Here is a 13,794-nt window from a genome sequence, read left to right on the forward strand (position 1 = left end):
ACCTGGTTCATCCTTTCCTTTAACATGCTAGTAGGTTTTATCCTGTTTGATAGCATCAATCAAAAACGAGGCATAATACTGAGCTCCTTCCGGTTTCAGATGAACACCATCGCCATAAAACAGATCGTTGCGGTTTTCGCTGGCCGAATACCAGTCGATAAGCCGGACATTTTGGAATTCACCAGCAATTTCACGCAGATTGTCATTTACGGTATCCTGCCACCCTCTCGGTACTCTGGTCGTTATCAGATAAATTTGCCTGGAATCCTGCAGTGAAGCCAGCAAGGACTTCAGTTGACTCTGGTTAAACACGCCGTTGGTGCCGAGTTCAATAATAATTTTATGGCCAAGCTTGCCCTGTGCCCGCAGGTCATCAAGCACATCCCCGGCCTGCGACATTTGCCGACCCACCTTGCCGTCAATGGTCATACCGGGGAGCTGCTTTTCCAGAAACGGGGCAGCATCCAAAATGACGGAATCTCCGATCGCCGTGACCCCCTCTCCTTCTGCGGAATGGCCTGTACTTTCAGCAGAAGGATTTTCATCAGAATGGCCGAATTGCAGCTCTTCCGTCTGGACGGGTTCCTGGCTTACAGCTGCTGTCGCATCAGGTACAGGCTCGGGATCTGGTGAATCCGTCCTCCATAATGCCAGAATCAGAACGATGGCGATAACAATTACGACAAGGCCTGACTGGCTGCCAGCGCCTGACCTGCGGAGGGATTTTAGGCCGGTCCAAAAAGTCCCGCGGCGGATGGGCTCTTCGATGTATCTGTAGGAAAGACCCGCCATTATGAAACTGACCGTTACCTGCAGAGCAATGCGCATATAGCTGGCATCTTCGGTACTTACCGCGGGACTTGATAAAATAATGACCGGATAATGCCATATATACAGACTGTAAGATCGCTTACCGATCCAGCTTAGAGGCCGGCAGCCGAGCAATCGTTCCAATCGATTGGCCGGATGAACCAGTACAGCAATAACAACCGCAGTAATGAGTGATAAATAAAGAAAACCGCCGCGATATAGCGAATCATCAAACTGGTTGGTCTGACCGATCAGGATAAACAGCATTACAATGCCCAGCACGCCAGTCATATCCAGCATGATCCGGGCCGAAAAAGATACATTGCCGCTCAGTCTCCAGCTGGGCCAGATTACCGCCAGAGCCGCTCCGATCAAAATGGCAGACGCCCGTGTGTCCGTCCCGTAATACACCCTGCTCGGATCTGTTCCGGGTTCGTATATAACGGCCATTGCTATAGCGGATACGACAGCGCAACCCAGAATGTATAACATCAATCTGCCTCGTCGCGGTGCAAGGCACAGACCGATTAGCAGAACAAGCGGCCAGATGACGTAAAACTGTTCCTCAATGGAAAGCGACCAGAGGTGCCCGATTGGAGAAGGCGGGCCAAAGCTCTCAAAATATGAAACATGATGAAAAATGAGATACCAGTTGTTTACGTAAAAAAGCGAGGATACAAAATGGCCTTCTAATGCCTGCAGTCTGGAAAAATCGGTAATTAAAAGCCACAATGCCACTGCAGTCAGCATAAAGATCATCGCCGGCAGTAGTCTGCGCGTTCGTCTTATCCAGAACCGCACAATGGAAAAACCGTTGCGTGTCCTCCATTCATAAAGGATCTGATCCGTAATCAGATATCCTGACAGGACGAAGAAAATCTCCACCCCCAGCAGCCCACCCTCTGCCCATCTGAAATGAAGATGATAAGCAATAACAGCAAGCACGGAGATGGCCCTTAGCCCATCCAGACCGGTCATATAACGTTTTATGGGTTGATTCAGATGCAGATTCCGGTTTCCATTCACTATGGTCCATTCCTTGTCCTTATAGGTTAATGATCTTGCTTCATTTACTATAGAAAAAAGATGTCGCGAAAGTTTGATCAACATGTAAACAAATTGTCACAACGGTTGCAAAAAGAAAAACCTTATTCCGGCTGACAACCGAAATAAGGTTTTTGACATATACAAATAGGGCGAGCACCATCGCTATTTCAATTCAATGATCAATGACTCCTCGCTAGGAGAATCTGTTGGTGCAGTCTGCGAGGAATCCAACTGTTTTTGTCCTTGAAGCAGTACACTTTTATTGTTCGGATTCCAGTACATATGCGTCGGCACAATTCCGCGATACACCGGTTCGTTGTACAGTATATTTCTTCCTTGCACCTTGCCTACGTAAGTGACATTTTGATCATACACCGTGTATGCGATATTTTTCCTGTCAGGCGAGAATTCAAAATCAAACACTTTTTCCAGAATGACGGAGAGTTCGCCGTTTCGCTGATCATATTCGTACAATGAACTATCCGTTCCGAGAAACACAAACTGGTCGTTATTCATCCAGGCTACTGAATCTCCACCAATCTGACGTTCATATTGAAATTCAATATTCTTCCCGGAAACTTTCCCCATGGTTAGCACCTTTTTCAGACCTTCTTTTGTACGAAATAACTGCAGCAGTACGCTGCGGCCATCATTAGCAATGTTAACACTCAAAAGCGAGTCTTCTTTTATGATGCCTTTTAACTGATATTTTCCAGAAGTTTGAGACCCCATATCGTAGATATATAGGCTATCAGCTCCGTTATCAACCAGATTTTCTACCAGGTAGACGATATACGAACTGTTAGCCGACCAGGAAACATATTGTACATAAGACTCGTTCCTGGTGCTGATCCTGTCTATTTCCCTTTCCTTTCCATCCTGCAAGGAAATAAGCTTTAAGGTTGTCTCCAAGGAAGAAGGGGAAACTTCGCAAATATATTTCCCATCGGGAGAAAGTATCGTATTGGAAGTTACCTTGCCGATTCCGGATATGACCTTGCTCTGCTCATACGGATAAGTTAAACGTTCCAACGTACCTCGCTTCAGTATGGTCATGGCTCCGAACGATGCGATGACGGCATCTCCAGACGACCAGCCCAGCAGTTGACCACTATTTGCAAAACGCTCAGGAAGCCGATATATTTTTTGGACCTGAAACGGACGAGAGCTTTGATCGGCATTGGAAACTTCATTACTATCGGCGATGACAACGGTCTCTGTTTTTGGTTCTGAAACGCATGCTGACAGCAAAAATACTACGAGAGATACGACCACAAGCATTACAAAATGTTTATATTTATTGCCCATTATTTATTCTCCGTTCCGTGCGGTTTCCAGAGCATCAAATTCCACCGTAACGATGGTTTCATTTTGCTCGTTGGTAATCATGATGGAACCCGCAAATTCTTCAACGATGGATTTCACAATGCTAAGCCCCAATCCTACACTACCTTCTTCTGCGCTGTCGGAATGAGCCAGATAAAATGGCTGTAACAGGCGTGACAGATGTTCTGCCTCAATCGGATCGCTTGGATTTCTGAAGATCAGGCGGATCTTTTCTTCTGCCCGTACTGCTTTTACAGATACTGCCGAAAACGGCAAACTATATTTAATCGCATTATCTATCAAATTGATGAACATCTGTCTAATTCTGTCCCCATCAGCCAACATGAACAATTCCTCATTGATCTCATATTCAATGGTCTTTTTATAGCGCTGCGCTCGGATCATCATCGATTCACACACATCCTGCAGGATTAACCCAATATCCACCCGATCAAGCTCCTTGAGCATGATATTTTTGCGTGAGACTTCCAGCAGTTTTAGCACCATCGCATGCAGGCGCCTGCTCTCCTCGATAATATGATTCATTCCTTTGTCAAAAAAAGCACGGTCTTTCTCACCGTTCAGCCTGATCAACTCCGCATATCCCAGAATTGAGGTTAATGGCGTTTTCAGTTCGTGAGTAATATTGTCAAAAAAGCGCTTTTCCTGCTGGTGAAGCTGCTTCAAATGGTCCCGGTCCTTCTCAATAATATGGATCTGTCTACTGATTTGATCAATCATATCGTTATAATTCTCAGCTAATCGGCCAATTTCATCCTTGCGTTTAAAATGAAGACGGATATCCAGATTCCCGTTTTTCACCTCGGTGGATGCTTGCGTCAATCTGGTCAGCGGGATGGTAATATGCCTGGAAAGAATATAGGAAAACAGAAAGGCTGCCGCAAAAATCGCTAGGGCCATATAGAGGGTAATCTCCCGAATCTGTCCGGTTTGTTCGTAAAGTGAGCTGAAATCCTTGTAAAAACGCAGTATGCCCACCTTTGAACCGTCTATAACAACCGGGTAGGAGAAGAGGACTGTCGTCTTATTACGATCATAAGTAATGCTGTACGCTGTATTGCCACCAATCGCCTGCTGCAGATCGCTTTGCATTTGCTGCTGAAACGGGGAGTTGTCCGGGGCATACAGCAATTTGCCTTCCACCGTATACACGCCAATACTGCTGTTCGTGGTATGGTTCAGATCAGTTGCTATCTCCTTGGCAATTCCTCCAAAATACAGCTCATTGCTGCTGAAATGGTTAATCAGGAACGCTTGGCGCACATAAACATTGCTGTTATTTTTCAGTCCGACCAGTTCCGAGGTAACCAGGTTCTGATTGCTTGTTCGGATAAATTCCTTGACGGTCTGATTAAGCACGACAAAAGAAAGCGAAAAAATCAGAAAAAAACCGATCAGAAATTTGATGCTGATTTTGCGTATCATGCTTATTCACCCATTTTTTTAAATTTGTACCCGATTCCGAAGACGGTAGCAATGCATTCGGTGTCATCCAGCTTTTTGCGGAGTCTCTGGATATGCGTATCAACTGTACGTGTATCTCCAGCAAAATGATAACCCCATACCAAATCAAGCAGTTCGGAACGTGAAAAAGTTTTGCCCGGATGTTTAACCAGCATCATAAGCAGGTCAAATTCCTTGGGGGTCAGCTCAACGGGACGACCTTCTTTTTGGACAAGTCGTTCTTCTTCGATCACCTCAATGTTTTTAAACCGAATGACGGCTTTCGTTGTTTCCTCCCTGTCGGGGCTGCTCGCCTGCTCCACTCTGCGTAAAATGGTTCGAATGCGTGCAACAACTTCACGCAGATCAAAAGGCTTGGTAATATAATCATCGGCTCCGAATTCAAGACCGAGAATTTTATCGGTAATATCCGATTTAGCGGTAATCATGCAGATCGGTATGTTATAATTCGTAGTCACCTTTTTGCAAATGTCTAGGCCGCTCTGGTCAGGCAGCATCCAGTCCAGCAGCAGCAAATCGGGCTGAAACGACTGCAGTTCATGCATTCCCGCTGCTCCGCTGGCCGCTGTGCATGTCTGGAACCCCTCCATAGAAAGTCCGTACGATAGCAAGTCGGCAATCGGGGCATCATCTTCAATAATAAGAATCTTTGCTTTATTCATCGTAATCCTCATCTCTATTTTTAATACGACAGGTTTAGGACATCGCCCATTATATTAATCAATCAGGGAAAAACAATCAAATGTATATTGTAAATCCTCATACCCGCTATCAGCATATAGCCCCACCTTTTCTGTTATAAGAAGCCGTACCATGAGCGTTTTTCGATAAAAACTTAAGCAACCATAGTCGATAAACAAACTAAAGTTGCTTATAGGAAGTTCATCCCAGTTCATTTAACTTTTTCACTGCATTTGGAACGTTTTTCGAAACGATACCGATCTCACTCACCCCGATCAAATCCTTCATTGAAAATGGATAATCCTTTTGGTTTTTCATATTATGCCTAGCAATGAATTCTACGATATTTCCTGACAGGTCCTCAAAATAGTATGAATGAGAATTCCAGAAATCGAAAAACACTTCATCTTCGTGATCCTCTTCAATAAGACTGATTTGAGAAGATACCCTTTTTTTCGCTTCTGTAAATTTATTCTCTGGAATGTTGATGGCTATATGATAATAAGGCTTACCATACTGCACTAAGAATCGATCATCCGCCTTTTTGAAGACCACTTGCGTGTAGCCCATATAAACCGTAAATTCATTATCATCCTTATCATCCGCAATTAAATAATTCAATTTGGAGTAAAATACCTTCGTATCTTCGAATTCATTTATCCACAGAACAACTTGTTAAATTTCATTTTCATTCCTCCTATAGATTAACAGGAACTCTATGTCAAAATGATTGAGGTTATACAAACTTTTGATATTAGTGAATTGAAATAAAATTTAGAGAGTGGTTGTAAAAAAGAGACTCATTTCTCTTTATATATGTGAAGGCAATACGGCATTGCAGAAAACTTGGGAATGGTGCTCTGTCTATGATTCCTCCTTATTGTTCTTCTACTAATATTAATTTCAGGAGTGATTATTATGGCAAATTTTTCTTTAGGCACAGATGGAGCAAACCTTATCAAAAAACATGAGGGATTTTCCTTGAAATTTTATGGAGATCCTTATGGGTATCCAACAGTTGGATGGGGACATTTGATAACAAAGTCTAAAGTATATACTAAGAATACAACAGGTAATCCAAATGATTCTCTTCTCTCTCAAGTACAAGCTGATGCTCTATCAAAATCTTTAAATTTAGGTTATACTTCACCAATTTCTCAGTCTAAAGCAAATACTTTTTTTTCTAATGATACTGCAAGTGCTGTAGCGGCAGTAAATAACTTGGTACTTCCTAGCGGTCATAAATTTTCACAATCTCAGTTTGATGCACTTGTTTCGCTCACTTTTAATGCAGGTCCTGGGGTGCTAAAAACCAATGATGTAAAAGCTATGCTTGCCAATGCGCATATATATCCAACTTTTGTTGGTCCACTTTCACAAAGTCAAATTGATACTTGTTCAAAATTAGTCAGCAAAGCATTTTCATATGATAGAAATTTACAAAAAAGAAGAAATGAAGAAGCAACTTTATTTTGTAAAGAAAGGAAGTATACTCACAAATATCCAGTATATACACTATAGTTTAATCGTTATACGACATAAACAAGAAAGGTCAGCCTAAAGGCTGACCTTTCTTGTTTAAAAAATTATATTCACAGGCATTTTCAGAATCGCTTATAGGATATACTTACCTTCCTGGATATTTTCTATTTTATTAGCACAGAACTTATTACATAACCTTAATTCATTTAATCAGTAATTTTTTTAAGTTCAAAAATAGTTGCCTCTGATAACAAGATAAGCCTATCGTTATTAACAACAAAAAAACTTACACTTACAGGTATGCTAAGTTTTGTAGAAGGGTCACTTATATCTATTGCTTTTACTACATCATTTATATTTAAGTCTGGGATATCTATTTTATATAATCTATAAAAAGAGTCAGAGTTATGGCATGTCGCTGTAATCTCATATAATGGATTTTTTAATTCATATTGATAATTACTATAGTTTTTAAGTCCTTTTGATGAAAAAAAGTCTTTTTTGATTATAATTTCGTCTCCAATAAATTTTTGCCCTGTTGGATATTCAGAAGCATCATTATATGAATTTGCAAATCCTAAAAGCTTCTCAACTTTCCAAGTTCCATAGAAATATTTTTCAGTTTCACTATCCAGACTTATACGTTCTACAGTACAATATTCGGATGTGTTTTTTGGAATAATAGACTCTTCCGTTTCAGGTTTAGGCTCACTAGAAGTATTTGGATTTGATGTCGTGTCAACATTTCCACAAGCTGATGCTAGCATCAACATTATCATAATACAAGCCAATAATGTTTTTTTCATATCTCACACTCCTACTATAAAGTTATGTTTTCGCATGTTTACTCGCTTGCTAACTGAATTAATCCCCGTATGGATTAAAATCTCCTATTCCATCGTTTTTATATCACCATGTGCTAAAAGCTACTTCCATACAGCGAGTAATCCTTCACTGCTGTATAACAAATGGGGTGATACTTTTTCTTTATTTTCCGATGCCTTTATCAGTTTTGCCTCAGTATTTTGTTCCGGTTGAGTTGTTACTTGTTTACTGGGAGGCTCGCTCGCACCTCGCGTAACCATTGTAGGCTTATCTGACCCACATCCTGAAAGCAAAACTCATCTACCTAGCAGAAATTATATCAGAGCAATTGAAGCGATGAATGACATAAAATTAACATTATTTATGAATAAGGTTAACTTTATGTTATCTAAATCACAAACAACAATACGCCCAAATTGAACCTACCCAAGTCATTTTTTTGTTGGAAAATTTCAGGAAATCATCCTGTCGTTATACCTTCGGACACTGATTGTTAAGACGCTCATGTATACCGCAATCGGGGTAAGCGAACTCATCAATATTCGGCTGACGGACATTGATTTTCATTGCTGCCAAATTCGCATTAATAACGGAAAGGACTGCAAGGATCGCATTGTTCCATTTTCCCGCAGTCATTTAAAGAAGTACTGGCCATGTATGTTGACGCGATGAAGAAAAAACAGGCAATGTATCTATTGAGTCATCGTGGAAGAAGAAATATACGGATCGAGGTATTTGGAAAATTTTAGCCAAGTATTCGGAAGAAGCCGGTCTTACATAAAACCTTACGCCACATAAACTACGCCACTTCCTACTAACCTGGCTGAAAAAGAAGAGAATTGACGACGCACTCATACAACCGTACTCCGGCCATGAAAGCCGCAAGTCATTAGAAATGTATTCAAAGCTCGCCATTACCGAAACACAAAACAAGTACAACGAGGTTATCAAAAAATTCCCAATCTAACCCATACGCTTGCACTTGGTGACAGCGACGCTGGTATTATCCCAACACGTGAATGAGGGATATCCCGTCAATTTCATTTATTTAAAGATACGTTATTTTTTTATTATTACGTCCCCTTCAAAAATTTTTTGAGTCGTATGATTAAAAGTGGATAAATTCACAGTTACAATTCCTGTATTCTTTCGGTTATCTTCTAGATTAATGACTTCAACAACTACATGTAACTCATCATCAGGGTATACAGGTTTCATAAATCGGATATTATCCATAGCAGTACCAGCCACTACATCCTCACCGTATAAACCACACTCTACCCATAGTTTAAATGTTAGAGCTAATGTTTGGATTCCTGAAGCAATAATTCCTCCAAATATGCCTTCCTGAGTTTTCTTCTCATCCAAATGCATGTACTGAGGGTCAAATTCAGATGCGAATTCTATAATTTTTTCTTTGGTTACTTTTATAGAATCAGTCTCGAACCGCTGCCCTACAAAGAATTCATTAAACTTCATATTACACCTCTCGAAACGGATACTTTTACATAATGACTTCCGCAAAATTTAATTATCAATAAGAAATTTATTCTCTAGCTAGTATGTTTTTTGGAGCTTTTTGGCTTGGTCAATTCGAAGCTATGATGCACCATATCGTGAACTTCATCTTCTGGTAGATTACCATCTAATATTACTGTATTCCAATGTTCCTTGTTCATGTGATAACCGGGCTTTACCTCTTCAAACGCTTTTCGCAAAAAATCAGCATGATCAGGGTTGCATTTTAGGTTGACGCAAAGATGCTCATCATGATTGTATATCAAGGCGAAAATTTTTTTGTTCCCTTGATGTCTCATCGCAGTCCATCCGTCTCCAAAAGGGTGATCTTCATATGAACTTGGATATGATAAGCAATGCTCAATAATTTCTTCTATTGTCATGACGAATTACCTCGATTTCTATTGGATCTTCTATGCATTAAACGCAATTAGGTTTCTTTGTGGCTTGCATACCATGCTGAAATCTCTTCCATCCGTTGTTTAAATTTCATTTCAGATCCTTGTATAGTGGGGTGGTAATATTCCCGTCCGATGAGAGAATCTGGCATGGTCTGCATCATTGTTAATTTTTCTTGTGTATCATGGGCATATTTATAACCTTTCCCGTAATTCAGTTCTTTCATCAACTTAGTCGGAGCATTTCGTAAATGCAAGGGAACAGGTTCATTTACGGAATGCAGGGCGTCTTTTTTGGCAGCTCTATAGGCCAAATAAGCTGCGTTGGACTTCGGGGCCAAGGTGAGATAAATGACAGCTTGGGTTAGATGTACATCGCACTCTGGCATACCAATAAACTGACAAGCCTGGAAGACAGCTACCGATATCTCCAAAGCTCGGTTATCTGCTAAACCAATGTCTTCACTTGCAAATCTGACCAATCTTCGGGCAATAAATAATGGATCTTCTCCGGACTCCAACATGCGCGATAACCAGTAAATTGCAGCATTAACATCACTATTTCTCATCGCCTTATGCAAAGCAGATATGATGTTATAATGTTCCTCACCATTTTTGTCATATAATAATGACTTGCGATTTAACATTTGTACTAAATCATTTTTATTCACTACAATGGCTCCATCTGATTTTTTCCTGTGTAATACAGCCATTTCTAGTGTGTTTAAAGCTATTCTGGCATCTCCATCGCAATATTCAGCAATCGCTGATAGAACGCCTTCTTCGATCTCGATTGATTGATTATTAAACCCTTTTGGGTTCGCTAATGCTTTCTGTAATAGCTCTAAAATATCTGCATGATTGAGCGGATGAAGCACAAACACTTTACTACGAGAAAGCAAAGCTGAATTCACTTCAAACGATGGATTTTCGGTTGTTGCTCCAATCAATATAATGCTTCCTTTTTCCACATAAGGCAGAAAGGCATCCTGCTGTGCTTTGTTAAAACGATGAATTTCATCAATAAATAAAAGTGTTTTCTCACCTAATTGCCTGTTTCCTTCAGCTTCTTTCATGACACTACGAATATCTTTGATACCGCTAGTCACAGCGCTAAAATCAATAAATTTAGATTGGGTTTAATTGGCGATTATTTTAGCTAACGTTGTCTTTCCCACTCCTGGTGGCCCCCAAAAAATCATAGATGAAACTTGATCATTCTCAATCATTTCACGTAATACTTTTCCGGGTTCAAGCAAATGTTTTTGACCTACAAATTCTTCTAAATTTTGTGGACGTACCCGATTTGCTAAAGGCCGCCCCTGATCATACTCGTCATCAAATAAAGATCCTTGGATCATAAAATCACTTCCTTAAACAACGCATTTTAAAAGAGTTCATAAGATAACATTAATATATAACTACAATTAGTGTTTTATTCAATTATGAAATATAGTAGTAGACACTCGAGTAAGTTAATAATTTCAAAGATGCTGCTGTCGAAATTCTGCAGGCGTACAACCTGTTTCACGTTTGAAAAATTTACTAAAGTGGGTTGCTTCCTTGAAGTTAAGTTTTTCCGCAATGTCACTAATAGAATAGTCCGTATGCATTAACAGACGTTTTGCTTCAAGATTAATCCGGGCCGAAATGAAAGCCTTTGCACTTATTCCAACTGCTGCCATAGTTGCTCGAGTTAGAGTTTTTTCCGTGCAGTTTAGGCGAGTAGCGTATTCACTGACATGGCTCAACTTAGCGAAGTATTTTTCAACGAGTTTCTGGAAGTTTATAAAACGCAGCGATGTTTGAGAATCTATTGTTTCATTCATCCGTTTGCATTTATGAAGAATACTGAGCCAAGTTACAAATGCGTAGAGTTGGTAACGCAACAACATATGAATATCTTCTTCTGTCCCTTCAATCAACAAGTCTTCGATCATTTGTTCGATAGAAGCGATGCTACGACGCAACTCATTATGATTTAAATTTAGAATGCTTGGTAGCCTTCCAAAATCAAAAGCTAGTTTAAGCTCATTTAATGTTGATGTGTTAGGTATAAGAAACTCCGAACGAAACAAAATAATCCAACCATCCCAATTCTCATCATGTCCGAAATTATGAACTTGACCTGGGGATATGGCAAGAAAGGTTCCTGTGCTACAGGAAATCGGCTCAAAATCGACCCATTGTATACACTCACCTTGAGTAACACATATAAGCATATAGAATTCATATCTATAAGTTACACTCATCCTTTCTTTGGGTGTCCGTTGTTTAAGATCAGAGACTCGAAAAATTTCTACATCGTATGGATAAGGTAGTACAGGTTGATATTTAAGACGTTCTATATTTCTTTTCTGCTTTGATATGCGAACCACTACATAAACCTCCTATACTAAAAATGTAGAATGTCCGAAAAGTATCATTTATTTTCCCGGTTTTGCCTTTATCGTTTGTGTTGAATGACCTAAAATGATCATATCATTTCCAACATCTAAAAAAAAGGAGTAAAAAAAATGAGTGTAAATATCAAAGAAGTAGCTGAAACTGTATTGAATATAGAACGCGCCAATAATGAACGGTGGAATCAAGGAGACTGCTATGGATACCTGGATAGTTACAGTGATGATATTTCATACTTCGATCCTGTGACTGAAAAACTTATTGTAGGTAATTCAGCGGTGAGAGAACATATTTTGTCACGCTATAAAAATCCTAATATTATTCGGAGTGAATATCTCAATCCAGATGTCGCTGTCAGTGAAGCTGGTGATTTGGCTGTGTTGAGTTATAATTTACACAATTACGTAGCAGGAGAAGATGGACAAGAAAAACTTCAAAAATGTTGGAATACTACTGAAGTTTTTCGTTTAATTTATGGCGAATGGCGTACAGTACATTCCCATTGGTCTTTTGTCCGCCATCCTGGGATTATATTGGGTCTTGATGCGTTCTAAATACACACACCTTTTACTATAATTAATGAAAACTCCCTTTATCAGTTGAACTGGTGGAGGGAGTTTCTGTTCATTCGGAATTTCATTTACGTAAATATTTAAAATGAAGGGGTATCTAACATGCAGATTGATAATACGATGGCAAAAAAAATTTTGAGTGAAACCAAAGGAGCATCTACTGTTGGATTTACTCACTCTTTGAATCCTTTCAGTGGTTGTGCTTTTGGATGTAGTTATTGCTATGTTAGAGAAATGCCCATTCAAAAATATAAAGATATTCCTTGGGGAGAATGGATTGATATTAAACTTAATGCTGTTGAAAACTATAGTAAAGAAATTAATAGTCTTCGCCGAAGAAATAAACCTATCAATATATTCATGTCTACTGCTACAGATCCATACCAACCCATCGAGCGTAAGGTTGAGATCACAAGAAAAATATTAACGGAGATGATTGAATCTCCACCGGATTTCCTTCAAATCCAAACAAGAAGTCCTCTGGTGGTTAGAGACCTCGATATACTTTTAGAATTACAACAACGTTGTGAGTTATTAGTTTCTATGACTATTGAAACAGACCGAGAAGATGTAAAGCGACTTTTTGCACCTTTAGCTCCAGGGATCAACCTGCGCTTAAAGGCTCTTAGAAATGTCCATGCAGCAGGAATTGCTACACAGGCATCCATTTCTCCTCTTTTGCCTTTCACGCCAGATTTCCCCAAAAGATTACAGGGGATTGTTGATCGAATATATATTGATTCGCTGAACATTGGAGATGGTTTAAAGGGGAAGCGATCCGAGCAATTGGGTATGCCTTTGTTGTTTCAGCGAAATGGGTTTTCTAAATGGTATCAGCCTGATATTCATTTAAAAACGAACAACTATTTTAATAAATATTTTGACGAAAAGATTATATTCTTATCTTCTAGTAGAGAGTATCCTCTAAAGGGGAAAATATGTACAATTGATTAATCTACAAAAAAATGGGACAGTCATATTCTCTATTAGGAGATTCAATTGATGAAAACTCAATATGTTTTACATACACAAAGAGCAACTAAACAGGCTGCTCTTTTTTTATATGTAAATAATGTAAATAATAGAATTACCGTCCATATTGGAGTTTCGAACGGTTTGCTCCACCATGAAACGGACTTGGCCATCGAGGTGCATTATACGGATACAGCCGGTTACACCGATCAAGTCTTTGGTTTAACGCATTTGCTCGGATTTCCCCAACAGGAAAAGATTCAAAAGATTTTGAC

14 protein-coding genes and 2 pseudogenes are annotated in these 13,794 nt (G+C 39.6%); 6 read left to right on the forward strand and 10 right to left on the reverse strand.

The features are described from left to right. Positions 1–27: 27 nt before the first annotated feature. The 5 genes from ACXHJ2_RS20235 to ACXHJ2_RS20255 form a co-directional block, all read right to left on the reverse strand. The gene (locus tag ACXHJ2_RS20235; RefSeq protein WP_165084260.1) at positions 28–1,836 is read right to left on the reverse strand and encodes an acyltransferase family protein; all 1,809 of its coding nucleotides are present in this window, start codon (positions 1,834–1,836) and stop codon (positions 28–30) included. A 183-nt stretch (positions 1,837–2,019) separates the two neighbouring features. Next, entirely contained in the window at positions 2,020–3,165 is a 1,146-nt protein-coding gene (locus tag ACXHJ2_RS20240) for a hypothetical protein (RefSeq protein ID WP_165084258.1), read from the reverse strand. Positions 3,166–3,168: 3 nt separating this feature from the next. Continuing rightward, complete coding sequence (locus tag ACXHJ2_RS20245) at positions 3,169–4,629, reverse strand: sensor histidine kinase (protein ID WP_165084257.1); 1,461 nt, start codon at positions 4,627–4,629, stop codon at positions 3,169–3,171. Between the two features lie 2 nt (positions 4,630–4,631). Further along, on the reverse strand, positions 4,632–5,330 hold the full coding sequence (locus ACXHJ2_RS20250; RefSeq protein WP_058830553.1) for a response regulator transcription factor: 699 nt from the start codon (positions 5,328–5,330) through the stop codon (positions 4,632–4,634). Positions 5,331–5,550: 220 nt separating this feature from the next. Further along, positions 5,551–5,970 carry a VOC family protein gene (locus ACXHJ2_RS20255; protein ID WP_058830554.1) on the reverse strand — a complete coding sequence of 140 codons (420 nt, stop codon included), beginning with the start codon at positions 5,968–5,970 and terminating at the stop codon, positions 5,551–5,553. A 297-nt stretch (positions 5,971–6,267) separates the two neighbouring features. Here ACXHJ2_RS20255 and ACXHJ2_RS20260 point away from each other — a divergent pair, with 297 nt between their 5' ends. After that, a complete protein-coding gene (locus tag ACXHJ2_RS20260; protein ID WP_058830555.1) occupies positions 6,268–6,870 on the forward strand; it encodes a lysozyme in 603 nt (200 codons plus the stop codon). 167 nt (positions 6,871–7,037) lie between these two features. On the opposite strand, the gene ACXHJ2_RS20265 is transcribed toward ACXHJ2_RS20260, so the two are convergent. After that, positions 7,038–7,637, reverse strand: a complete 600-nt coding sequence (locus tag ACXHJ2_RS20265) for a hypothetical protein (RefSeq protein ID WP_058830556.1) — start codon at positions 7,635–7,637, stop codon at positions 7,038–7,040. 523 nt (positions 7,638–8,160) lie between these two features. Between ACXHJ2_RS20265 and ACXHJ2_RS20270 the strand changes: the two genes are divergently transcribed. Together ACXHJ2_RS20270 and ACXHJ2_RS20275 are read left to right on the forward strand one after the other, a co-directional pair. Then, entirely contained in the window at positions 8,161–8,328 is a 168-nt protein-coding gene (locus ACXHJ2_RS20270; RefSeq protein ID WP_165084255.1) for a site-specific integrase, read from the forward strand. Positions 8,329–8,494: 166 nt separating this feature from the next. Then, positions 8,495–8,623, forward strand: a complete 129-nt coding sequence (locus ACXHJ2_RS20275) for a hypothetical protein (protein WP_274597503.1) — start codon at positions 8,495–8,497, stop codon at positions 8,621–8,623. A gap of 92 nt (positions 8,624–8,715) precedes the next feature. Here ACXHJ2_RS20275 and ACXHJ2_RS20280 read toward each other — a convergent pair whose 3' ends face one another. The 4 genes and pseudogenes from ACXHJ2_RS20280 to ACXHJ2_RS20295 form a co-directional block, all read right to left on the reverse strand. Then, on the reverse strand, positions 8,716–9,135 hold the full coding sequence (locus ACXHJ2_RS20280) for a MaoC family dehydratase (protein WP_165084253.1): 420 nt from the start codon (positions 9,133–9,135) through the stop codon (positions 8,716–8,718). A 74-nt stretch (positions 9,136–9,209) separates the two neighbouring features. Continuing rightward, complete coding sequence (locus ACXHJ2_RS20285; protein ID WP_129548661.1) at positions 9,210–9,557, reverse strand: MmcQ/YjbR family DNA-binding protein; 348 nt, start codon at positions 9,555–9,557, stop codon at positions 9,210–9,212. Between the two features lie 47 nt (positions 9,558–9,604). Further along, a pseudogene (locus tag ACXHJ2_RS20290) lies at positions 9,605–10,933 on the reverse strand (replication-associated recombination protein A). A gap of 123 nt (positions 10,934–11,056) precedes the next feature. Beyond that, entirely contained in the window at positions 11,057–11,950 is an 894-nt protein-coding gene (locus ACXHJ2_RS20295) for an AraC family transcriptional regulator (RefSeq protein ID WP_165084251.1), read from the reverse strand. A gap of 138 nt (positions 11,951–12,088) precedes the next feature. Between ACXHJ2_RS20295 and ACXHJ2_RS20300 the strand changes: the two genes are divergently transcribed. The 3 genes and pseudogenes from ACXHJ2_RS20300 to ACXHJ2_RS20310 all read left to right on the forward strand — a co-directional run. Continuing rightward, positions 12,089–12,529 carry a YybH family protein gene (locus ACXHJ2_RS20300; protein WP_165084249.1) on the forward strand — a complete coding sequence of 147 codons (441 nt, stop codon included), beginning with the start codon at positions 12,089–12,091 and terminating at the stop codon, positions 12,527–12,529. A gap of 120 nt (positions 12,530–12,649) precedes the next feature. Beyond that, entirely contained in the window at positions 12,650–13,501 is an 852-nt protein-coding gene (locus tag ACXHJ2_RS20305; RefSeq protein WP_165084247.1) for an SPL family radical SAM protein, read from the forward strand. Positions 13,502–13,612: 111 nt separating this feature from the next. Next, positions 13,613–13,762: pseudogene (locus ACXHJ2_RS20310) on the forward strand (Tn3 family transposase); the annotation flags it as partial. Positions 13,763–13,794: the final 32 nt, after the last annotated feature.

This window comes from Paenibacillus sp. ALE3, assembly GCF_054113405.1.